General features: G+C 58.7%; 26 protein-coding genes and 3 tRNA genes. 17 read left to right on the top strand and 12 right to left on the bottom strand.

The window, feature by feature from the left end:
• Positions 1–244: 244 nt before the first annotated feature.
• Positions 245–433, top strand: a complete 189-nt coding sequence (locus ACA068_RS14330) for a hypothetical protein (RefSeq protein ID WP_094467303.1) — start codon at positions 245–247, stop codon at positions 431–433.
• Positions 434–573: 140 nt separating this feature from the next.
• A complete protein-coding gene (locus ACA068_RS14325) occupies positions 574–855 on the top strand; it encodes a hypothetical protein (RefSeq protein WP_497310399.1) in 282 nt (93 codons plus the stop codon).
• An 11-nt stretch (positions 856–866) separates the two neighbouring features.
• On the opposite strand, the gene ACA068_RS14320 is transcribed toward ACA068_RS14325, so the two are convergent.
• Positions 867–1,097, bottom strand: a complete 231-nt coding sequence (locus ACA068_RS14320; RefSeq protein ID WP_497310398.1) for a hypothetical protein — start codon at positions 1,095–1,097, stop codon at positions 867–869.
• Between the two features lie 72 nt (positions 1,098–1,169).
• Positions 1,170–1,526 carry a hypothetical protein gene (locus ACA068_RS14315; protein WP_497310397.1) on the bottom strand — a complete coding sequence of 119 codons (357 nt, stop codon included), beginning with the start codon at positions 1,524–1,526 and terminating at the stop codon, positions 1,170–1,172.
• Positions 1,527–1,738: 212 nt separating this feature from the next.
• Between ACA068_RS14315 and ACA068_RS14310 the strand changes: the two genes are divergently transcribed.
• The 6 genes from ACA068_RS14310 to ada all read left to right on the top strand — a co-directional run bounded on the left by ACA068_RS14310 (position 1,739) and on the right by ada (position 5,414).
• Entirely contained in the window at positions 1,739–2,041 is a 303-nt protein-coding gene (locus ACA068_RS14310) for a DUF1883 domain-containing protein (protein ID WP_007946189.1), read from the top strand.
• A 29-nt stretch (positions 2,042–2,070) separates the two neighbouring features.
• Positions 2,071–2,247, top strand: a complete 177-nt coding sequence (locus ACA068_RS14305) for a hypothetical protein (RefSeq protein ID WP_094467298.1) — start codon at positions 2,071–2,073, stop codon at positions 2,245–2,247.
• Between the two features lie 137 nt (positions 2,248–2,384).
• Positions 2,385–2,891, top strand: coding sequence for a methylated-DNA--[protein]-cysteine S-methyltransferase (locus ACA068_RS14300; RefSeq protein ID WP_497310396.1), 507 nt, complete (start codon positions 2,385–2,387; stop codon positions 2,889–2,891).
• Complete coding sequence (locus ACA068_RS14295; RefSeq protein WP_497310395.1) at positions 2,888–3,592, top strand: 2OG-Fe(II) oxygenase; 705 nt, start codon at positions 2,888–2,890, stop codon at positions 3,590–3,592. Before ACA068_RS14300 ends, ACA068_RS14295 begins: the two co-directional genes overlap by 4 nt.
• Complete coding sequence (gene alkB / locus ACA068_RS14290; RefSeq protein ID WP_497310394.1) at positions 3,582–4,262, top strand: DNA oxidative demethylase AlkB; 681 nt, start codon at positions 3,582–3,584, stop codon at positions 4,260–4,262. The genes ACA068_RS14295 and alkB overlap by 11 nt, the downstream gene beginning before the upstream one ends.
• A gap of 87 nt (positions 4,263–4,349) precedes the next feature.
• Entirely contained in the window at positions 4,350–5,414 is a 1,065-nt protein-coding gene (gene ada, locus ACA068_RS14285; RefSeq protein WP_497310393.1) for a bifunctional DNA-binding transcriptional regulator/O6-methylguanine-DNA methyltransferase Ada, read from the top strand.
• Here the strand turns inward: ada and acuI are convergent, their stop codons facing one another.
• Positions 5,415–6,398 carry an acrylyl-CoA reductase (NADPH) gene (gene acuI / locus ACA068_RS14280; protein WP_497310392.1) on the bottom strand — a complete coding sequence of 328 codons (984 nt, stop codon included), beginning with the start codon at positions 6,396–6,398 and terminating at the stop codon, positions 5,415–5,417.
• A gap of 240 nt (positions 6,399–6,638) precedes the next feature.
• Between acuI and ACA068_RS14275 the strand changes: the two genes are divergently transcribed.
• From ACA068_RS14275 to ACA068_RS14240, 8 genes are all read left to right on the top strand, one after another.
• Positions 6,639–7,703 (top strand): NAD(P)H-dependent flavin oxidoreductase, encoded by a 1,065-nt coding sequence (locus tag ACA068_RS14275; protein WP_497310391.1) that lies wholly within the window; start codon positions 6,639–6,641, stop codon positions 7,701–7,703.
• A 135-nt stretch (positions 7,704–7,838) separates the two neighbouring features.
• Positions 7,839–8,606: a molybdate ABC transporter substrate-binding protein gene (gene modA / locus ACA068_RS14270; protein ID WP_497310390.1), complete on the top strand. Its 768-nt coding sequence runs from the start codon at positions 7,839–7,841 to the stop codon at positions 8,604–8,606.
• Entirely contained in the window at positions 8,607–9,287 is a 681-nt protein-coding gene (gene modB, locus ACA068_RS14265; protein WP_497310389.1) for a molybdate ABC transporter permease subunit, read from the top strand. It begins immediately after the preceding gene.
• 3 nt (positions 9,288–9,290) lie between these two features.
• Positions 9,291–10,370, top strand: coding sequence for a molybdenum ABC transporter ATP-binding protein (gene modC, locus ACA068_RS14260; protein WP_497310388.1), 1,080 nt, complete (start codon positions 9,291–9,293; stop codon positions 10,368–10,370).
• Positions 10,371–10,448: 78 nt separating this feature from the next.
• Positions 10,449–11,489 (top strand): DNA topoisomerase IB, encoded by a 1,041-nt coding sequence (locus ACA068_RS14255; protein WP_497310387.1) that lies wholly within the window; start codon positions 10,449–10,451, stop codon positions 11,487–11,489.
• Positions 11,490–11,560: 71 nt separating this feature from the next.
• On the top strand, positions 11,561–11,782 hold the full coding sequence (locus tag ACA068_RS14250; RefSeq protein ID WP_497310386.1) for a hypothetical protein: 222 nt from the start codon (positions 11,561–11,563) through the stop codon (positions 11,780–11,782).
• Between the two features lie 115 nt (positions 11,783–11,897).
• Positions 11,898–12,128 carry a hypothetical protein gene (locus ACA068_RS14245; RefSeq protein WP_150629883.1) on the top strand — a complete coding sequence of 77 codons (231 nt, stop codon included), beginning with the start codon at positions 11,898–11,900 and terminating at the stop codon, positions 12,126–12,128.
• Positions 12,129–12,435: 307 nt separating this feature from the next.
• Complete coding sequence (locus ACA068_RS14240) at positions 12,436–12,720, top strand: hypothetical protein (protein ID WP_497310385.1); 285 nt, start codon at positions 12,436–12,438, stop codon at positions 12,718–12,720.
• Here the strand turns inward: ACA068_RS14240 and ACA068_RS14235 are convergent.
• Positions 12,698–13,432, bottom strand: a complete 735-nt coding sequence (locus tag ACA068_RS14235; protein WP_497310384.1) for a TetR/AcrR family transcriptional regulator — start codon at positions 13,430–13,432, stop codon at positions 12,698–12,700. The genes ACA068_RS14240 and ACA068_RS14235 overlap by 23 nt on opposite strands.
• A 180-nt stretch (positions 13,433–13,612) precedes the next feature.
• Between ACA068_RS14235 and ACA068_RS14230 the strand changes: the two genes are divergently transcribed.
• Entirely contained in the window at positions 13,613–14,449 is an 837-nt protein-coding gene (locus ACA068_RS14230) for an NAD(P)H-binding protein (protein ID WP_497310595.1), read from the top strand.
• Between the two features lie 86 nt (positions 14,450–14,535).
• Here ACA068_RS14230 and ACA068_RS14225 read toward each other — a convergent pair.
• The 8 genes from ACA068_RS14225 to ACA068_RS14190 all read right to left on the bottom strand — a co-directional run bounded on the left by ACA068_RS14225 (position 14,536) and on the right by ACA068_RS14190 (position 19,432).
• Positions 14,536–14,622, bottom strand: a tRNA-Leu gene (locus tag ACA068_RS14225).
• Between the two features lie 162 nt (positions 14,623–14,784).
• Positions 14,785–14,858: transfer RNA gene (locus tag ACA068_RS14220), tRNA-Cys, on the bottom strand.
• Between the two features lie 46 nt (positions 14,859–14,904).
• Positions 14,905–14,980: transfer RNA gene (locus tag ACA068_RS14215), tRNA-Gly, on the bottom strand.
• Between the two features lie 63 nt (positions 14,981–15,043).
• Positions 15,044–15,604: a CDP-diacylglycerol--glycerol-3-phosphate 3-phosphatidyltransferase gene (gene pgsA / locus ACA068_RS14210; protein ID WP_109632018.1), complete on the bottom strand. Its 561-nt coding sequence runs from the start codon at positions 15,602–15,604 to the stop codon at positions 15,044–15,046.
• A 32-nt stretch (positions 15,605–15,636) separates the two neighbouring features.
• Positions 15,637–17,460: an excinuclease ABC subunit UvrC gene (uvrC, locus tag ACA068_RS14205; RefSeq protein ID WP_497310594.1), complete on the bottom strand. Its 1,824-nt coding sequence runs from the start codon at positions 17,458–17,460 to the stop codon at positions 15,637–15,639.
• A gap of 1 nt (position 17,461) precedes the next feature.
• On the bottom strand, positions 17,462–18,103 hold the full coding sequence (gene gacA, locus ACA068_RS14200; RefSeq protein ID WP_008015884.1) for a response regulator transcription factor GacA: 642 nt from the start codon (positions 18,101–18,103) through the stop codon (positions 17,462–17,464).
• Positions 18,104–18,230: 127 nt separating this feature from the next.
• On the bottom strand, positions 18,231–18,674 hold the full coding sequence (locus tag ACA068_RS14195; protein WP_497310383.1) for a GNAT family N-acetyltransferase: 444 nt from the start codon (positions 18,672–18,674) through the stop codon (positions 18,231–18,233).
• Positions 18,674–19,432: a carbon-nitrogen hydrolase family protein gene (locus ACA068_RS14190; protein WP_497310382.1), complete on the bottom strand. Its 759-nt coding sequence runs from the start codon at positions 19,430–19,432 to the stop codon at positions 18,674–18,676. The genes ACA068_RS14195 and ACA068_RS14190 overlap by 1 nt, the downstream gene beginning before the upstream one ends.
• Between the last annotated feature and the right edge of the window lie 616 nt (positions 19,433–20,048).

Genomic DNA, 20,048 nt, shown 5'->3' with positions numbered 1-20,048 from the left:
GGCTGTGTGTACGAGTTTCGGCGCAGTCTAATCAGGCGGCGTGCACCTTACAATGCCCCGCGCTGGCTAACCGATGCCATCATAGAGAAATATTCCCGCGGATAGTTCCATCCGCATTTTCACGCGGTCAAATCAGCGTAGCTCAAAGAGGCCGACAAACTGGACCACCATACGCTTATCGCCCCCCAATGCGAGCATTTGCCGGTATCATGGCGACTTTGAACCAGTGAACGAGACAGACTAGATGACCGTAGCAAAAATCATCAACGGGTACACGGTCGACAAAGGAAAAGATGGCCAGTGGCACATTACCGCCGCAAATGGCGAAGATGTTTCCGGGCCGTTACCCAGCGAAGCGATGGCGATTGAAGTGGCGTCGGTGCTCGACTACACCCCCCCCGCGCCGAAGCGACGCGGCAAGAGTCAGGACTGATCTCCTGCGGCATTCGCAGAGCCCTGCCATCCAGCAGGGCTTTTTTGTGGCCGGGTGCAAACAAGTGGCCATTCGCTATAACCTTTTGATGCCAGCGCTGTCACAGCGCTTAGCCCCATCATCCTGACGACGACAACGACATGACTAAATTTTTGCCCCTGATTGCGATCCTGGCTTTGACCGGTTGCGCCACTTCCGAAACGACTTACCTGAACAACGGCGAGCAAGGTCTGGCAATCGACTGCTCCGGCGAAGCCAATTCCTGGGCCACCTGTTACGAAAAAGCCGATGCCTCTTGTGCGGGCACCGGCTACCGGATCGTCGGTACCGACGGAACGCCTTCCACCAAGGAAAGCGACAAGACCCTGGGTGTCGATGTCGGTAACTTCAAGAACCGCAGCGTCGTGGTGGTCTGCAAGTAAGGCGCCCTGCCCTACATGTGAATTTCGGCGAATTTGATCCCGAGGCTGCGCACAGTCTCGATCAAATCGTCGAGACGGCCAAACGATTCGACCTCATCATTATCATCCACCAGGAAATAACTGCGCCCGGCGCTTTTCTTGAAAAACACGATCCACTCCCCGGGGTTCGCCGGATTTTGAATGACGTGGGTGGCAGAGATCAGTCCCTCTGCATGGCGTTCCCGTATCTGCTCTCGCTTCATGCTCGGCTCCAGAAATGACAATGCCGCCAAAGCATCGCTTTGACGGCATCAGTATCGACAGTGACCAGTCTATCAGCCAGAAATACACGCATTGGCGGCTTTCTGAACGTCCTTTGGACGCACCGGCACATTGGACATACGCTCGTGCAGCTTAATACCGCTGCCACCCGAGCGGTCTTCTATGTCGAATACGGCTGCCGGGGCCGACGAAAATTTCGCCGGCACGATGACGCGCATCCCGTCCTTGGTTGACTCCAGTTGCAGGGCGCCACGACTGTCGGCCAGTTTTTCAACCAGGCATTGCGCGTATTCATTGGGCTTTTTGCCTGAGATGACGTTCATGGTTGGCAGCGTCTGGTTGATTTCCGAAACACTCGCACAGCCACTCACTACCAATGCCAACGGCAAGACCCACACACCCCACTTCATACAAAACCTCCGATAAAGACCCTCCGACAGCACAAATGCTGATTTTCTCCGAGGCTCGCAGCGTTTATCGCTCATTAAATTCCGAATAACTGTTTTTAATTGTCAAAGCGAACCTCGACGACCGGATAATAACCTGTTCGGGCTGATAAACTGCGCCAATCGCCCATGCTATCGTTTTGATTTTGTAGAAAAAGCCCTTCTGGAGGCGCCTCATGAAATTTATCCACCAGCGCGAGCACCTCAACGAAGACGACATCGTCGTCATCCAGTGCTCCCAAACATGCAACATCCGCTTGATGAACGACGCCAACTTCCGCAGCTTCAAGAACGGCGGCCGTCACACTTATCACGGCGGTGCGTTCGATACTTTCCCGGCCCGGATTACAGCGCCGAGCACCGGTTTCTGGAACATCACCATCGACACGGTCAACCGCCGGCCGATCAGCGTGACCCGCAAACCGACCCTGACACACTCGATCAAGATCATCCGTCGTTCCAGCACGAAACTGAGCTGAGCCACGTTCCCACACGAATAAAAGCAGGTATGACCGTGGCCCAAACGACCAAGTACGTCATCAAATACAAACTCAACGGCGAACGCCGCTTCGAATTTGCCCAGCTCGAAAAAGGCACTGAAGAAGAAGCCAAGGCCGCGCTGGACGCCATTCATGGTTCGAGCGAAGACGTCATCAGCGACATCGCCGTCAGCAAAGCGCTGTAGCCCGACCCGGCACCCGGAGCGACAACAAGGACGTCATGCTCCGCGCCCGTTTTGAATTCGACCGCAAACGCCGGAGTGTTCACTCCCTTGGCGCTCCCTAGACTGGCCACCTCGACCTTTGGTTAAGGAGTCAGAACATGTCTACTTCCCCGATTCGCTATCTCAGCGGCACTTCCAGCCTTGGCGTCTTGTTGCTGGCGTTCAGCACCGAGGGCCTGTGCGCATTGCTACTCGGCGACGACTTGATCACGCTCGAACGCGATCTGGCGCGGCGTTTCCCTGCCCCGCCACCCCCGCAGCGCGATGAGGGTTTGATGCCAGCCCTGGAGCAAACCCTGCGCCACCTCGAAGACCCACACACCGCACTCAATCTCTCGCTGCACCTGAGCGGCAGCGTATTTCAACGGCGAGTCTGGGAAGTCCTGCGGCAAATCCCTGTCGGCGAAACCGCCAGCTACCGTTATATCGCCCAATGCCTCGGTCAGCCCAGCGCTTGTCGGGCGGTGGCGAACGCCTGTGGAGCCAACCCGGTGGCCGTTATCGTGCCTTGCCATCGGGTGTTGCGCCAGGACGGCAGTCTTGGTGGTTATCGCTGGGGACTGGAGCGCAAACGGCAATTGCTCGATCGTGAGGCTCAACGATGATCGAGCAAACCCTCGATGCGCTGGACTGGGCAACCCTGGAGCAACAGCTCGATCGGGATGGCTGCGCCGTCATCAGGTCGGTGCTGAGTGTGGAGGCCTGCGACGAGGTCAGCGGCCTCTACGCCCAGTCAATGCCCTTTCGCTCTCAAGTGATCATGGCGCGTCACGGTTTTGGCCGTGGCGAATACAAGTATTTCAACTACCCCTTGCCGGACACGGTCGCCCGCTTGCGCAGTGCGCTCTACCCTCGACTGGTGCCGATCGCCAATCGCTGGTACGAATGCATGGACCTGGCGACCCGTTTCCCAGGAACCCACGAAGCATTTCTGCAACGCTGCCATGCCGCCGGTCAGGAGCGCCCGACTCCGTTGTTGCTGCAATATGGCCCGCAGGACTACAACTGTTTGCATCAGGACCTGTACGGCGAACATGTGTTCCCGCTGCAGGTGGCGATTCTTCTGTCAGAACCGGACGAAGATTTTACCGGCGGCGAGTTTGTGCTGACCGAACAACGCCCGCGTATGCAGTCACGCCCGCAGGTGATCGGCCTGAAGAAAGGCGATGGTGTGATCTTTGCCGTGAGCCAACGCCCGGTCAAAGGCATTCGCGGCTATTACCGAGTGACGATGCGTCACGGCGTGAGTCGCCTGCACAGTGGAAAACGGCATACCCTTGGAATCATCTTTCACGATGCGTTATGACCCCATGAGCCCGACCACCTTCGATCTGTTTGCCGATGCCGAACCCGAGCAGGAGCCCAGGCGCGAGCAGATCGGTGAACAGTCCTGCGTCCTGCGCGGCTTTGCCCTGCCCCGGCTGGAGCAGTTGCTGCCGGCACTGGAAGCGGTTCTCGCGGCCGCACCGTTCCGGCAGATGGTCACGCCCGGCGGCTTTACTATGTCGGTGGCCTTGAGCAGTTGCGGCACCTGGGGTTGGACCACTGACCGCAGCGGTTATCAGTACACGCGCAATGACCCACAGACCGGACAACCCTGGCCCGAGATGCCTGACGTGTTTTTCGAATTGGCACAAGCGGCGGCACGGGAAGCGGGGTTTGCAGATTTTATCCCTGATTCCTGCCTGATCAACCGCTATGTTCCCGGCGCCAAGATGTCATTGCACCAGGACAAGAACGAAGGTTCCTACGCCGCACCGATCGTGTCGGTGTCATTGGGACTGTCTGCCATGTTCCTGTTCGGCGGGTTTGAACGTAGCGATAAAAGCCAGCGCATACCGTTGCTGCACGGCGATATCGTGGTCTGGGGCGGCGTCGATCGTTTGCGTTATCACGGCGTCTTGCCGATCAAGGACGGCCATCACCCGCGACTGGGCGAGCAACGGATCAACTTCACCTTTCGCACTGCCGGATGACACCCTCGAATTCAACCGCAAGACTCGGAGTGCGGCGGCGTTGCGGGCTGGTTAATCTGAAAAAAACGGGTCAACGGACATGAAGCCATGACAACTCATTCGACAAACATTGCCGCCGAGGACGATCCTCGCTGGGCCGCCGTCGTTGCACGGGATCCCGCTGCCGACGGGCAGTTTGTCTATGCCGTGAAAACCACCGGAATCTATTGCCGCCCCAGCAGCCTGGCGCGCTTGCCGAAACCGCAGAATGTCGAATTTTTCGACACGGCGGAACAAGCCCGGGCGGCGGGTTATCGTCCGAGCAAACGGGCCACAAAAGATCAAAGCGACGTCGCCGCACAACACGCGGCAACCGTAGCTGCCGCCTGCCGCCACATCGAATCCGCCGAAAATCCGCCTGCGCTAAATGAACTGGCGCAGGCAGCAGGCCTGAGCAGCTTCCACTTCCATCGCGTATTCAAAGCGGTGACTGGGCTGACACCCAAGGGGTACGCCACAGCCCATCGCTCTCGCAAGGTTCGCGAATGCCTGGCCGACGGCGGCTCGGTGACCGATGCCCTGTATGACGCCGGTTTCAACTCCAACAGTCGCTTCTATGAGTCGGCGGACCAGTTGCTGGGCATGAAGCCCGGTGATTACCGCGCGGCGGGCCAGAACAACGACATCCGTTTTGCCGTTGGCCAGTGTTCCCTGGGGGCGATCCTGGTGGCGCAAAGTGAACGCGGCGTTTGCGCGATTCTGTTGGGGGATGATCCGCATCAACTGGTCTGCGATCTACAGGACAAGTTTCGGCGTGCCAATCTGATAGGCGCCGATCACGCGTTCGAGCAGTTGATTGCCAAGGTTGTCGGTTTTATCGAAGCCCCGGCGATTGGTCTGGACTTGCCGCTGGACGTGCGCGGCACCGCTTTTCAAGAGCGGGTCTGGCAGGCGTTGCGGGAGATTCCTGCGGGCGGCACCGCCAGCTACGCCGATATCGCTCAACGTATCGGCGCCCCCAAATCCGTGCGCGCCGTGGCACAGGCCTGCGGCGCGAACAGTATTGCAGTGGCGATCCCGTGCCACCGCGTGGTGCGCAGCGACGGCAACCTCTCAGGCTATCGCTGGGGTGTCGAGCGCAAGCGTCAGTTGCTTGAACGCGAGACCCTGTAATCAGCGATTCACATCGACCACCACCCGCCCGCGCAATTGCCCGGCGAGCAAGCGCGGCGCGGCGTCGATGGCTTCGCTCAAGCCGATTTCATGGCTGATCAGTGGCAGCAACGCAAAGTCCAGGTCCTTGGCCAGCCGATTCCAGGCTTCCACCCGCTTGGCTTTGGGCTGGGTCACGCTGTTGATCCCGGCCAGTGTCACGCCACGCAAAATGAACGGCGCGACGGAGGCCGGAAAGTCCATGCCTTGTGCCAGACCGCAGGCGGCGACTGTGCCGTTGGCCTTGGTGCTGGCACAGGCGTTGGCCAGCGTGTGGCTGCCGACTGAGTCAATCACCGCCGCCCAGCGCTCCTTGGCCAGCGGTTTGCCCGGCTCGGACAGCGTCGCGCGATCAATGATCTCGCTGGCACCCAGTTGCTTGAGGTAATCGTGTTCGGAGGTGCGGCCCGTGGACGCTACGACTTTATAGCCAAGCTTGCTCAGCAGCGCGATGGCGAAACTGCCCACGCCACCGTTGGCACCGGTGACCAGCACTTCGCCCTGCTCAGGCGTTACACCGTTATGTTCCAGCGCCAGGATGCACAGCATCGCCGTGTAACCGGCCGTGCCGATTGCCATGGCTTGAGCCGCGGTGAATTCCTTGGGTAGCGCAATCAGCCAGTCGCCCTTCAGGCGTGCTTTTTGCGCCAATCCGCCCCAGTGCCCTTCGCCGACGCCCCAACCATTGAGCAGGACCTGGTCACCGACCTTATAGTCCGGATGATCACTGACTTCGACCGTACCGGCCAGATCGATCCCCGGCACCATCGGGAATTTCCTGACCACCGGGCTGCTGCCGGTGATCGCCAGGCCATCCTTGAAGTTCAGTGTGCTGTACGCCACGCGCACCGTCACATCGCCTTCGGGCAGTTGATCGTCATTGATCTCTTGCAGTGTGGCCCGGTAACCACTGTCGTCTTTGTCGATCAAAATGCCTTTGAACATCATTGCCTCTCAATGGAATCAATCCGGTTGTGGGGGCATTGAAATACCACAAAGAAACATCTCGCCGTACAAGACTTTAGCCAAACGAACGAAGCGCCGAGCGTTTCCATGACGTGCGGCTATCATTTTTTTTTGGTTCTCCACGGATTACCGGAAAACGTCCCGGATACAAAAGTCGACTGGCCCTGCGTCAGCCATTGCTGGTAAAAAACCGGTTCTACCCGTCGGAGAATCATTGAAATGAGCCAATGGCCAGACACCCGCATTCTTGACCTGCTCGGCATTGAACTGCCGATCATCCAGGCTCCCATGGCCGGCGCTACCGGCTCGGCCATGGTCATCGCCGCGAGTAACGCCGGCGGCCTGGGTTCGATGCCCGCAGCACTGCTGAGCATCGAGCAGTTGCGCGAAGAGGTGAAAGCGATCCGCCAACATAGCCAGCGACCGTTCAACATTAACTATTTTTGCCACCAGACGCCGGCCGCCGATGAGCCGCGGGCTCGGGACTGGAAGCATTTGCTGGAACCGTACTATCGAGAACTGGGCGTCGATTTCGAAGCGCCCACACCGGTATCCAATCGCGCGCCTTTTGATAACGCCGCTTGCGAAGTGCTCGAAGAATTCCGCCCCGAAGTCGTGAGTTTTCACTTCGGCCTGCCGGAAAAATCGCTGCTTGATCGTGTAAAAGCCACCGGGGCGAAAATTCTCTCATCGGCGACCACGGTCGAAGAAGCCATCTGGCTGGAACAACATGGCTGCGACGCGATCATCGCCATGGGATACGAGGCAGGCGGACATCGTGGGATGTTCCTCAGCGATGACTTGAGTAGCCAGGTGGGCACATTCGCCCTCGTGCCTCAGGTCGTCGATGCAGTGAAAGTGCCAGTGATTGCAGCGGGCGGGATCAGTGATGCGCGGGGGGTGGCGGCAGCTTTTCTGCTGGGCGCTTCGGCGGTGCAGGTGGGGACGGCTTACCTGTTCACGCCGGAAGCCAAGGTCAGCGCGTCTCACCACAAGGCGTTGCGCACGGCCAAGGAAAGCGAGACGGCGATGACCAATCTTTTCACCGGCCGCCCGGCACGAGGAATCCTCAATCGGGTGATGCGCGAACTCGGGCCAATGAGCGATAAAGCCCCGGCATTCCCTTTGGCCGGTGGTGCATTGATGCCGTTGCGGGCGAAGGGTGAAGCGGATTTCAGCAATCTCTGGGCTGGGCAGGCATTCACGCTGGGCATTGAAATGAGCACGGCGGAGCTGACTCGGCGTTTGGCGGAGGAAGGTTTGGCCAAGTTGCTTCGTCGGTAAGGCACGCTGTTGTAGCAGCAGCCTTGTGGCGAGCAATCTCAGTACCGACACATTCCGTTTACAGGCATTTCGCTATATATTCCGATATATAGCGTTTCATCCCCTCATTGCATTTGCCTGTCACGGAGCCGTTTCATGACCCTGCGTGCCTCACGTTTTGCCCCGACCTGCCTCGCAAGCCTGCTCGCCGTCTTCGCTTTCGGTTCCGCCCAGGCGGACGAAGTCCAGGTGGCCGTCGCCGCCAACTTCACCGCGCCGATCCAGGCCATCGCCGCCGATTTCGAAAAAGACACCGGACACAAACTGGTCACCTCCTTCGGTGCAACCGGCCAGTTCTACACCCAGATCAAGAATGGCGCGCCGTTCGAAGTGTTCCTCTCGGCCGACGACACCACCCCGCAAAAACTCGAAGCTGAAGGCGACACCGTCAAGGGTTCGCGCTTCACCTACGCCATCGGCACGCTCGCACTGTGGTCAGCCAAGGAGGGTTACGTCGATGCCAAGGGCGAAGTGCTGAAAAAGAACGAATACAAGCACCTCTCCCTCGCCAACCCGAAATCTGCGCCCTATGGCCTGGCAGCCACTCAGGTGCTGGCCAAACTGGGCCTGACTGACAAGGTCAAGGGCAAGATCGTTGAAGGCCAGAACATCACCCAGGCCTATCAGTTCGTTTCCACCGGCAATGCTGAACTGGGCTTCGTGGCCTTGTCGCAGATCTACAAAGACGGCAAAGTCACCGGCGGTTCGGCCTGGATCGTTCCGGCCGACATGCACGACCCGATCAAACAAGACGCGGTGATCCTCAACAAGGGCAAGGACAACCCGGCCGCCAAGGCGCTGGTTGACTACCTCAAGGGGCCGAAAGCCGCCGCCGTTATCAAGTCCTACGGTTATCAACTCTAAATGACGCTGACGAGTGCCGATTTTTCCGCCATCTGGCTGACCCTGAAACTGGCGTCCCTGACGACGGTTATCCTGTTGATCATCGGCACTCCGATTGCGTTATGGCTGTCGCGTACCCGCTCGTGGTTGCGCGGCCCGGTCGGGGCGATCGTCGCCCTGCCTCTGGTCCTGCCGCCCACGGTGATTGGCTTTTATTTGTTGTTGGCGCTCGGCCCTAACGGCTTTGTCGGCCAATTCACCCAGTCACTGGGGCTCGGCACGCTCACCTTCAGTTTTGCGGGTTTGGTGATCGGTTCGGTGCTGTACTCGATGCCGTTTGTTGTCCAGCCGTTGCAAAACGCCTTTTCCGCCATTGGCACTCGCCCACTGGAAGTGGCCGCCACCTTGCGCGCCAATCCCTGGGATACCTTTTTCAGCGTGATTCTGCCGCTGGCCAGGCCCGGCTTCATCACCGCGGCCATTCTCGGTTTCGCCCACACCGTCGGCGAGTTCGGTGTGGTGCTGATGATCGGCGGCAACATTCCAGACAAGACCCGCGTGGTCTCGGTGCAGATCTACGATCACGTGGAAGCCATGGAATATGCCCAGGCCCATTGGCTGGCCGGGGCGATGCTGGTGTTCTCCTTTGCCGTGTTGCTGGCGCTCTATTCCAGCCGTAAAACCAAAATGGGCTGGAGCTGATCGATGATTCATACGCGCCTGAAACTGCGTTATTCGGGATTCGCCCTTGAGGTGGATCTGCAATTGCCCGGCCGCGGGGTGACGGCACTTTACGGTCATTCCGGTTCAGGCAAGACCACGTGCCTGCGCTGTATGGCCGGTCTGGAGCAGGCCGAACAGGGCTTTATTCAGGTCAACGATGAAGTCTGGCAGGACAGTGACAAGAAGATTTTCGTACCGCCGCATAAACGTGCGCTGGGGTATGTTTTTCAGGAGGCCAGCCTGTTTCCTCACCTCTCGGTGCTGGCCAATCTGGAGTTCGGGCTCAAGCGCATCCCCAAGCGGCAACGCCGGGTCGACATGGCGCATGCCACTGAATTGCTGGGCATTGGTCATCTGTTGGACCGCCATCCGCAGCACCTTTCCGGCGGCGAACGGCAACGAATCGGCATCGCTCGTGCGCTGCTCACCAGCCCGAAACTGTTGCTGATGGACGAGCCGTTGGCGGCGCTGGATAGCCAGCGCAAAAACGAAATCCTGCCTTACCTGCAACGCCTGCACGATGAGCTCGATATCCCGGTGCTGTACGTCAGCCACTCACAGGATGAGGTCGCCCGACTGGCCGACCACCTCGTCCTGCTCAGCGACGGCAAGGCGCTGGCCAGCGGACCTATCGGCGAAACCCTGGCGCGTCTCGATTTGCCCCTGGCGCTGGGCGACGATGCGGGCGTGGTGATTGAAGGCCATGTCAGCGCCTATGACCCGCACTATCAGTTGCTGACGCTGCAACTGCCCAATACCGACCTGAGCATTCGGGTGACGCACGCTCCGATGACCCAAGGCCAGGCACTGCGTTGCAAGGTCCAGGCACGGGATGTCAGCCTGAGTCTGCAAGGCGACGAGCACAGCAGCATCCTCAATCGCTTGCCGGTCACGGTGATCAGTGAAATCGGCGCCGATAACGCCGCCCACGTGCTGATCCGACTAAATGCTGCCGGCACGCCGCTGCTGGCACGCATCACCCGCTACTCCCGGGACCAACTGGGCGTGCACCCCGGCCAGCAACTCTGGGCGCAGATCAAAGCGGTGGCCGTGCTGGCGTAAATTCGTCGGCACCACGGCGACCGAGCGTGGTCAATGGCTGTACAGGCCCCCTGACTTCGTCGCCAAGGATTTCTTGCCATGTCCGATACCACGCTGCCCGATGTGCTGCCACCCGACCTGCACTATGTCGATGACACGCAGCCTGGAATCACCCGCAAACTCTTGCGTGGCAAATTCTGCTACTTCGATCCCGCAGGCCAGCGCATTACCGATCCTGACGAAATCAAACGCCTCAACGCCCTTGCCGTGCCGCCGGCCTATACCAATGTGTGGATCTGCGCCGACCCACGTGGCCATTTGCAAGCCACCGGACGTGACGCTCGCGGTCGCAAGCAATACCGTTATCACGCGCGTTGGCGCGAAGTGCGCGATGCCGACAAATACTCGCGCCTGCGGGACTTTGGCCTGGCGCTGCCGAAACTGCGCAAACAGCTTGAAGCACTGCTGGACGCTCCGGGTTTCAGCCGAGATAAAGTCATGGCCACCGTGATTACTTTGCTCGATGCGACGCTGATCCGGGTCGGCAACACGCAGTACGCCCGGGAAAATCGCTCCTATGGCCTGACCACCCTGCGCAGCCGTCACGTCGAGGTCAACGGCAGCGCGATCCTGTTCCAGTTTCGCGGCAAGAGTGGTGTCGAGCACCAGATCACCGTGAAAGACCGACGCCTGGCGCGCATCATCAAGCGCTGCCTGGAGATTCCCGGGCAAGACCTCTTCCAATACCTGGACGAAAATGGCGAGCGACACACCGTCAGCTCCTCAGACGTCAATGCCTACCTGCAAACTCTCACCGGCGCCGACTTCACGGCCAAGGATTACCGCACTTGGGCAGGTAGCGCTCTGGCGTTGTCGGTGTTGCGCGAGTTGCAGTGGGAGCCTGAGTCGGACGCGAAACGGCATGTGGTGGAGATGGTCAAGAACGTTGCCAGGCAACTCGGCAACACCCCGGCGGTGTGCCGCAAGTGCTACATCCACCCGGCTGTGCTCGAAGGTTTTATGCTTGGCGCATTGGCCGAACTGCCTCGGCCGAGGCTGCGAAAAGGCCTCAGGGCGGAGGAAGTCGGACTGGCCATGTTTCTGGAGAAGATGATCGCGGCGGCCGAACCGACGAACTGACTGGCCATTTTTTGCACGATCACAAAGAACTTCTATAGTTGATGTGGACATGAATCAGCTGCGGTGACGCCATGGAAGACATTTTCGTTGTGAAGCGATGCAACAAGATCATCATTCATGGCCGTCGAGCCGGAGAAACCGGCCACCCGCCACCCGACGCGGAAGTCTGGTTTCGAATTGCCGATACCCGCACTCTTGGTTTCATCGGTGATGGCTTCGATCTTGAAGAAGAAGCCCAACGTGAATGCCAGCTGCTCAATGCCAGGTCACAAGTGACGGCCCGACAAGCCTGAAGTCCGGGTCTATACTGAAAACAGCTGACGGACCAGCGACCCCATCGGCAGAAAGCTCGCACCCAGCGGGCTTTTTGCTGCTATTTGTCAGGTTTCTTGAACGGAGGTGTTTGCCATGTCCGAAAAAGAGTCCATCACCACCCTGCTTACCCTGCTCGACTCCCGTCAGGCTCGACTTGCCGCAGCCTGCAAGGAGATTGCCGACTGGGTAGATCATCAAGGAGGGCATCCGACAGCCCTCAGAATTCGTGACCGCCTGAACGACATTGAAAAAGACGCGCCACTGATTCGAAACACCCTGTCTTCGTTAAAACCGGTCGAACCGCCTCTTCCTCGGTTCAGATGATTCGATCTGGACCCGCGATTCGCGAACAGGGCCTGATTCAGGACGCATGAACGGTGACTTCATCGTCGCCGTACCCGTGCCTGTCTGATAATTCTGCGCTTCACACCCCACCCGGCCTGGCGCTGGGCTTTTTTTTGCGACCCTCTTTTCACGTAACGTTCACAACACACGCCTTACAGTGAGCTACTCCTTTGAAGTAATCCCCTGGTCTGCCCGCATGCAGACCTTTTTTTTGCCCGTCGGACAGCCAACGAACGTCGTCGTTAGCTGGAGGTCAAACGATCACACGTCGCGAAGGAGACGCTCCATGGTCACTCACTTCAAAGTCAGCGGGCATCTGGCCTGCGGTCACAAAGGCAGTAATCTCACATCAACCAGCGAATTGACCCGCGTAAAGTGCAGAAGCTGCCGAAACACGGACGCGTTCAAGGACGCGCGCAAAGCCGAACGCAACGCAGCACGCCGTGCTGCACGCAAGGCCAAAGTCACTCACACCGCCAATGACTGGCGAGCAGCCTGGGTAGAACGGCTTACCGCCATGGCCGGGTTGCAACGGTTACCCCGTGGTTTTACCGGCCAGCCTTTTGTTTAGAGGGCTGACTCGATAGCTGGGTCGACTTTGCTCGACCCAGTCCTGTCGATGACTCGGGCGTATTCATGCTCGCGGGCTCCATGATTTCAGCGAGCGACATACGCTTGAACGCTTCAAACAACCGCCGCCCCTCTTCAGGCTCACACGAAATGGCCAGGCGCATGGTCGCCTCACCCAGCTGCCAGATCAGAAAAGCAGAATCAGCAACCCGCCGCGCATCGCTGCCTGGAAACACCCGCAGCATCGCATCGGCCAGCAAGCCGCCCGCCACACGACTCTCCTCCAACTCCAACGCCAGCAGTTGCTTGTCTGCCTGCATGCCTGACCAGATATCACGCATCGCAGGTTCGGCCTGAACGATCTCGTAATACTGATCCAGCAGGTCCGAATAGGCATCCGCCAACCCTTGCGCATCCTGCACCGTCAACAGCGCCTCTTCGATACAACGACGGCTTGCGGCGTTATAGCGCTCGGCTAGCGTGCGAATGACCGAGCTTTTGTCAGGGAAGTACTGATAAAGCGACCCGATCGAGATCTCGGAGCGTTCGGCGATTTCGCTCATTTTTACCTGGTCGCTGCCCTTGGTCGCGATCAGTTGAGTCGCCACCGCCAGGATTCGCTCCTGCCGCTCGCGACTGCGTTGTTGCGTGGGATTGCGGCGGGTCGGCTCTGCAACAGATTGCTCGAGCCCGGAGGCGGCCTTCTTTCGCACTGGCGTGATTCCTGATCAATAACATGACAAGCACTCACCTTAGCACCACCCACGAACGCCCCCAAGTGGTTGCATCCGTATGTCGGATTCCTCTCTAACGTTGGTTGACGGCAAAACATGAGCGATTATCATCTTTTTAACGTGAGCATCACTCACATTAACCCGATGGAGTTGAACGCGATGAAAACCACTCAAGAAACCTTCCTGGTTCTCGGTGCGACCGGCAAAACAGGGCGCAGGATTACCCAGCATCTCAAAGCAGGGGGATTGGCCGTGCGCCTCGGTTCTCGCGAGGCGAATCCACCCTTCGACTGGGAAGACCGGACGACCTGGGATGCAGCACTTGATGGCGTTCACGCTGTTTACATTTCTTATCAACCGGACCTCGCCGTCCCTGGCGCCCTCGAGACAGTCCAGGCGTTTACCGACCAGGCCGTCAAAAGCGGCGTTGGCAAACTGGTTCTGCTGTCCGGGCGCGGGGAGGTTGAAGCGGAGCAAGCCGAAAGCGTCATAAAGAACAGCGGGGTCGACTGGACGATCCTTCGGGCCAGTTGGTTCTTCCAGAACTTCAGCGAGGCGCATTTTCTGGAGCCCATTCTTGAAGGAGAACTGGCCCTCCCCGTCGGCAATATCGCGGAACCCTTCGTCGATGTGGAGGACATTGCCGAAATTGCTGTCAAGGCGCTGACCCAACCGGGGCACTCACGCCAACTCTATGAGTTGACCGGGCCACGGGCACTGACTTTTGCCCAAGCGGTCGATGAGATCGCTCAAGGGACCGGGCGCGAGATCAGTTTCATCGCCGTACCGCCGGATGCCTATCGTCAGGCCCTGGAACAGGCACAACTTCCAGCCGGGTTGATCAACCTGGTGCTGTACCTCTTCACGACGGTACTCGACGGTCGCAACACTCCACTGGCCGATGGCGTTCAGCGCGCACTTGGCCGACCCGCGCGCGACTTTAGCGATTACGTTCGGCGCACCGCTGCTACGGGAGTCTGGCAGAACCAGGTTTGAGGTCGGCGAGGTTCTTCTGTCAAAAATTGCGAAGCAGAAACGACAAAGGCCTGCGTGAGTGTCCTCATGCAGGCCTTTGATAGATATGGTGCCCGAAGCCGGAATCGAACCGGCACGCCCTTACGAGCGGGGGATTTTAAGTCCCATGCGTCTACCAGTTTCGCCATTCGGGCGGTAGCGCGGTGAAGTTGTCTGGCTTGTGCAACAGAGGACGAAATATATACATCCCGTCCCGGTGAAGCAAGTTCGCAGATACCCTTTTCAAGACAAAATCTTGCAAGGCTGCGCAAATAAAAAAGCTCCGTAAATCATAGATCTACGGAGCTTGTTTATAGTGGAGGCCGAGGTCGGAATCGAACCGGCGTAGGTGGATTTGCAATCCACTGCATAACCATTTTGCTACTCGGCCTCAAACATTTGCTGTCATGTAGCGCGACATCAAATGCGTACAAACTTGGAGCGGGAAACGAGACTCGAACTCGCGACCCCGACCTTGGCAAGGTCGTGCTCTACCAACTGAGCTATTCCCGCGTCTTGGTGTGGCGCATTCTATAGAATCCAGAAGCCCCGTCAACCCTTTGATTCAAAAAAGTTTTATTTCTTTTCCACGTCGGTCTTCAGATGCGGCCAGGCAGCCCGCAGGTATTGGACCATGGACCACAATGTCAGGCCGGCAGACACCAACAGCAAGGCATAACCGATCAAGACCCAGAAGGTGAAGTCCGAGGGATTGGCCAGCAGGATCACCAGCGCCAGCATTTGCGCGGCGGTTTTCCATTTGCCCAGGTTCGACACGGCGACGTGAGCGCGTGCACCCAGCTCGGCCATCCATTCACGCAGTGCCGAGACGACTATCTCGCGACCGATGATGACCGCAGCGGGCAGCGTGAGCCAAAGGTTGCCGTGCTCTTGCACCAGCAGCACCAGCGCAACGGCCACCATCAATTTGTCCGCTACGGGATCAAGGAAAGCCCCGAACGGTGTACTTTGTTCCAGACGACGGGCCAGATAACCGTCCAGCCAGTCTGTGGCGGCGGCAAATGCGAAGACCGAGGCGGAGGCCAGGTAGCTCCATTGGTAAGGCAGGTAGAACAGTAAAATGAAGATTGGGATGAGCAGGACGCGTAGAACGGTAATCAGATTAGGGATATTCATCGGCACAACTGGCTACGAGGTGAGGTGGCATTCTACTCGCTGTGCAGATTTGCATAAATCAACTCTGCGAGCTTTTTACTGATCCCGGGTGCTTTGGCGATCTCTTCGATGCTGGCACGAGATAGCTCCTGCAATCCACCAAAATGTTTCAACAAATCGCGACGGCGTGTCGGCCCGACGCCTGCAACACCCTCAAGCGTCGATGTGCGCCGGGTTTTGCCACGGCGCGCACGGTGCCCGGTAATGGCGAAACGGTGGGCTTCATCGCGTATCTGTTGAATCAGATGCAGCGCGGGGGAATCACCGCGCAAGGTAAATTCGTGGGCCGCGTCGTTGAGGTACAGGGTTTCAAAGCCGGCCTTGCGCGTCGCGCCCTTGGCCACGCCCAGCAGAATCAGATCAGGCACCGCCAGCTCATTGAGCACGTCGCGGGCCATCGACAGCTGACCCTTGCCACCGTCCACCAACAGGATGTCCGGCAGCTTGCCCTCACCATCTTTCAGTTTGCTGAAGCGCCGCGTCAGGGCCTGATGCATGGCCGCATAGTCGTCGCCCGGGGTGACGCCTTCGATGTTATAACGACGATAGTCGGACTTGATCGGGCCTTCCGGACCGAACACCACGCACGACGCAACGGTGGCTTCGCCGCTGGAGTGGCTGATGTCGTAGCACTCAAGTCGCTGTGGCGGCTCGTCCAGGTTCAACACTTCTGCCAGTGCATCGAAACGCGCGGCGACGTGTTGACGGTTGGCCAGCCTCGCGCCCAACGCCTGCTCGGCATTGGTGACCGCCAATTGTTGCCAGCGCGCTCGCGTACCGCGCACCCGGTGGCTGATGGTCAACTCGCGACCGCGCAGCTCTTCGATGGCCGCAATCAGGGTCGGAAAGTCTTCGTGAACGACGTTGACGATCAGTTCGCTCGGCAGGTCGCGCTCAGGACTGGTAATGAAGTAGTGGCCGAGAAAGGCAGCCATGACCTCGGAAACGTCTTCGTCGATGCCGACCTGAGGGAAGAAGTTCTTGCTGCCCAGCACCCGCCCACCGCGCACGCTGATCAAGTGAACGCAGGCGCCGCCCGGATTGACGAATGCAGCGATCACATCGATATCACCGGTGCCCCCTTCCATGCTTTGCTGATCCTGAACCCGACGCAGCAGTGAAATCTGGTCACGCAACTCGGCGGCGCGCTCGAACTCGAGGTTGATCGCCGCTTCTTCCATGCCCGCGGACAACTCGTCCGTCAGCGCATTGCTGCGGCCTTCAAGGAACATGACCGAATGACGAACGTCCTCGGCATACACCTCAGGCTCCACCAGCCCGACGCACGGGGCCTTGCAGCGCTTGATCTGGTATTGCAGACAAGGGCGCGTGCGGTTCTTGTAATAGCTGTCTTCGCACTGGCGAACAAAAAACGTTTTTTGCAGCAGACTCAGGCTTTCACGAATGGCGCCCGCGCTGGGATACGGACCGAAATACTTGCCCTTGGCCTTTTTCGCACCACGATGGATGCTCAGGCGAGGGAACTGGCCATCCGAGAGAAAGACGTAAGGGTAGGATTTGTCGTCGCGCAGCAGGATGTTATACGGCGGACGCCACTCCTTGATCAGCGTCTGTTCAAGCAGCAAGGCTTCCGTTTCGTTGGCCGTGATGGTGGTCTCGACCTGGGCAATGCGGGCGACCAACGCAGCTGTCTTGGGCGCGAGACCGGATTTACGGAAGTAGCTCGACAGGCGATTTTTTAGATTCTTGGCCTTGCCGACATACAGCAGGCGAGCATCGCTGTCGAACATGCGGTAGACGCCGGGGCGCCCACTGACGGTCGACAGAAAAGCGCCTGGATCGAAGGCTTCGGTCATTTCAGAGGCTGGCATCGACCATGCCGTGACGCACCGCCAACAGCGTCAACTCGACATCACTGCTGATCGAGAGCTTCTCGAAAATGCGGTAACGGTAAGTGTTGACCGTTTTTGGCGACAGGCAGAGCTTGTCGGAAATGATCTGGACTTTCTGACAGCCGACAATCATTAATGCGATCTGGATCTCGCGTTCCGACAGAGCGTCGAAGGGCGAATCGTTGGTCGGCTGAAAAGACTTGATTGCCAGTTGCTGTGCAATCTGCGGGCTGATGTAGCGTTGCCCGGCAAACACCAGGCGAATGGCCTGGACCATTTCTGGCAACCCGGCGCCCTTGGTCAGATAACCCGCGGCACCGGCCTGCAGCAGCCGCGTAGGAAACGGATCTTCCTCACACACGGTGACCGCGACGACTTTGATATCCGGATGACTGCGCAATAACTTGCGCGTGGCTTCAAGACCGCCGATCCCGGGCATCTTGACATCCATCAGCACCACATCGGGTTTCAACTCACGCGCTTTAAGCAGGGATTCCTCCCCCGACTCAGCCTGGCCGACTACTTGCAGGCCATCGATGTCAGCCAGCATTCGTGTAATGCCTGTACGAACGAGATCATGGTCATCGACTACTAGCACCCTAATCAAGCAGACACCTCGCGATATGGTCTTATTGGGTTGCCGGACACCTTAGCAAAAAGCGACTGGCAGACCTAGCGGCAAGCACTATATAAAAAGTTTCAATACATCTTGAAAGGCTTGGCGCCAGCGTGTTTCAGCGATGGAGCTCATCGACATCGCGCTGCATTCTCAGGAAACACTCGTCTTGGCCGACTACCCTCAGCCCTTTTCTCTCGTACAGCGCTTTGGCCGGATTCGTTTCAAAAACTGTCAGGCGTAAGGCCGGACGCCGTTCCTTGCACGCCATGGCGAATACCTGATCGATCGCCCAGGAACCGGCACCCCGCCCCTGAAACGCTTCCAGCACGTGCAACTCGCGGATATAAAGGGCTTTTGCATCACGACTCAGGCTCACATAGCCCTGCAAGACATCGTCACGAAAGATCAACCAGTTCTCACGCCCCGCCCAGGCAACATCAAAGGCTTCGTCCTGCCATAACAGATCATGCCGAATGTAATAGCCGAGCATGGTTCGGCAGGTCAGGTCGCGCGCGAAATCCAGATCCTGGGAGGTTGCCGGACGCAATTCGAACCCCATCAAGCCTCCACGACCGTCACTACGTGCCCCCTCCAACGGTCAGCGTCTCGGCGCGCAACGACCAACAGACTTCCCGTGCCGGGTGCCGCTGCAATCAGCGAACCGTCCGACGCCCAGATCGCACTGCGCCCTGCCGACACCCAGCCACCGGTCGCACCGCCATGGTTTGCCATTAAAACGGTCATCGAATGGGTACCGGCATAACCTTGCAAGATTTCGGTATCCGGCGCGTAACCGTTTTCGGTGATGAGTACGCCTGCGGCATAAAGGTCAGCGCCTTGTTCCGCCGCCGCTGCCGCGTGACTGGCGTGACAAAAATCCGCGCACACCGCCAACGCGACTGTGTCGGTACCGATCTTCAACGTCGAACCACCCGTTCCCGGCGCAAACGCCACCTCCTCGCCCGGATGCAAATGCTGTTTGCTGTACACCCCGAGCGAACCATCGGCGCGCAGGACCAACGCACCGATCAGAACCGGCGAATCATCCGACAGACGAATCGGCATTCCGACCACACTTGTCACACCCACTTCCCGCGCGAAATCCCGCAGCGGTTTCAGCACCTCGGCATTCGGGTCAATTGCCAGCTCAGCCGCCAGCCCTCGCTCGTACCCGGTCAGCGACAATTCGGGAAAAATGAGCAACTGGACGCCCTGCTCCGCGGCAACCAGCATGAAACGCCGATGCCAGGCCATATTGGCGGCGAGATCACCCGCGATGGAGATCGACTGTGCAGCGGCGATGGTCAGTGTCGTCATGTTTCGTCCTTGTGAGGTGACAGGTTGGGCGGAACACGAAGTGTGTCATAAACCCTGATGCGCTCAAGCGATAGAAAACGCCGCCGGGGCTCGATAGCATTTTCTGATTGAAACCGCGCACCGGCCTCTAGTAAGCTCGGCTCATCCATCGGAGACAGACCATGTTCAACGCCCTCTCACAGCTTCGTACCGCCAGCGCCTCGCGCTCGGTTGCGGCTGCCCGGGCGACTGACGTTTGTGCTCCGGTCAGCTTTTATTTTGGGTATTGGTTTAGCCACTGGCGCGCCTGATACCCACACGGCGCCCACTTTAAACGGGTCGCCACCAGAGAATTCTCAACCCCCGGTCGGCTTCCCGACCGGGGGTTTTGTTTTTTCAGCCCCGGATTTTTTAGCGACACACCAGACAACCAGAGGATTCACGAAATGAACTACGCCACTTATTACCGTTACGACAGTTTTACCGCCTGGCGATTTAGCAGCCTCCGCTCGGGACAGCCTGCCGCCTCCGATCGGTCACCCACAGGTGGCAAGCACACACACGCAGCCAATCCGGCCAATTGTCGAACACCCCAGTAGGGCCGAGCGCGCGGGAACGAACCCGCCGCCAGCCCAGG

The sequence above is a fragment of the Pseudomonas sp. LBUM1660 genome, from assembly GCF_059695935.1.
Note: the sequence above shows the minus strand (reverse complement) of the source record. Positions and strands in the feature narration are given on the sequence as shown.

Bases quoted from the DNA above. Each gene is read 5' to 3' on its own strand.
- ACA068_RS14240 (WP_497310385.1), top strand. From the start codon at position 12,436: ATGGTCACTCACTTCAAAGTCAGCGGGCATCTGGCCTGCGGTCACAAA.
- modB (WP_497310389.1), top strand. From the start codon at position 8,607: ATGACGCTGACGAGTGCCGATTTTTCCGCCATCTGGCTGACCCTGAAA.
- ACA068_RS14250 (WP_497310386.1), top strand. From the start codon at position 11,561: ATGGAAGACATTTTCGTTGTGAAGCGATGCAACAAGATCATCATTCAT.
- ACA068_RS14255 (WP_497310387.1), top strand. From the start codon at position 10,449: ATGTCCGATACCACGCTGCCCGATGTGCTGCCACCCGACCTGCACTAT.
- ACA068_RS14245 (WP_150629883.1), top strand. From the start codon at position 11,898: ATGTCCGAAAAAGAGTCCATCACCACCCTGCTTACCCTGCTCGACTCC.
- ACA068_RS14295 (WP_497310395.1), top strand. From the start codon at position 2,888: ATGATCGAGCAAACCCTCGATGCGCTGGACTGGGCAACCCTGGAGCAA.
- modA (WP_497310390.1), top strand. From the start codon at position 7,839: ATGACCCTGCGTGCCTCACGTTTTGCCCCGACCTGCCTCGCAAGCCTG.
- ACA068_RS14325 (WP_497310399.1), top strand. From the start codon at position 574: ATGACTAAATTTTTGCCCCTGATTGCGATCCTGGCTTTGACCGGTTGC.
- ACA068_RS14190 (WP_497310382.1), bottom strand. From the start codon at position 19,432: ATGACGACACTGACCATCGCCGCTGCACAGTCGATCTCCATCGCGGGT.
- alkB (WP_497310394.1), top strand. From the start codon at position 3,582: ATGCGTTATGACCCCATGAGCCCGACCACCTTCGATCTGTTTGCCGAT.
- uvrC (WP_497310594.1), bottom strand. From the start codon at position 17,460: ATGACCGAAGCCTTCGATCCAGGCGCTTTTCTGTCGACCGTCAGTGGG.
- ACA068_RS14315 (WP_497310397.1), bottom strand. From the start codon at position 1,526: ATGAAGTGGGGTGTGTGGGTCTTGCCGTTGGCATTGGTAGTGAGTGGC.
- ACA068_RS14275 (WP_497310391.1), top strand. From the start codon at position 6,639: ATGAGCCAATGGCCAGACACCCGCATTCTTGACCTGCTCGGCATTGAA.
- ACA068_RS14300 (WP_497310396.1), top strand. From the start codon at position 2,385: ATGTCTACTTCCCCGATTCGCTATCTCAGCGGCACTTCCAGCCTTGGC.
- ACA068_RS14320 (WP_497310398.1), bottom strand. From the start codon at position 1,097: ATGAAGCGAGAGCAGATACGGGAACGCCATGCAGAGGGACTGATCTCT.
- modC (WP_497310388.1), top strand. From the start codon at position 9,291: ATGATTCATACGCGCCTGAAACTGCGTTATTCGGGATTCGCCCTTGAG.
- pgsA (WP_109632018.1), bottom strand. From the start codon at position 15,604: ATGAATATCCCTAATCTGATTACCGTTCTACGCGTCCTGCTCATCCCA.
- ACA068_RS14195 (WP_497310383.1), bottom strand. From the start codon at position 18,674: ATGGGGTTCGAATTGCGTCCGGCAACCTCCCAGGATCTGGATTTCGCG.
- ACA068_RS14305 (WP_094467298.1), top strand. From the start codon at position 2,071: ATGACCGTGGCCCAAACGACCAAGTACGTCATCAAATACAAACTCAAC.
- ada (WP_497310393.1), top strand. From the start codon at position 4,350: ATGACAACTCATTCGACAAACATTGCCGCCGAGGACGATCCTCGCTGG.
- acuI (WP_497310392.1), bottom strand. From the start codon at position 6,398: ATGTTCAAAGGCATTTTGATCGACAAAGACGACAGTGGTTACCGGGCC.
- ACA068_RS14310 (WP_007946189.1), top strand. From the start codon at position 1,739: ATGAAATTTATCCACCAGCGCGAGCACCTCAACGAAGACGACATCGTC.
- ACA068_RS14230 (WP_497310595.1), top strand. From the start codon at position 13,613: ATGAAAACCACTCAAGAAACCTTCCTGGTTCTCGGTGCGACCGGCAAA.
- ACA068_RS14330 (WP_094467303.1), top strand. From the start codon at position 245: ATGACCGTAGCAAAAATCATCAACGGGTACACGGTCGACAAAGGAAAA.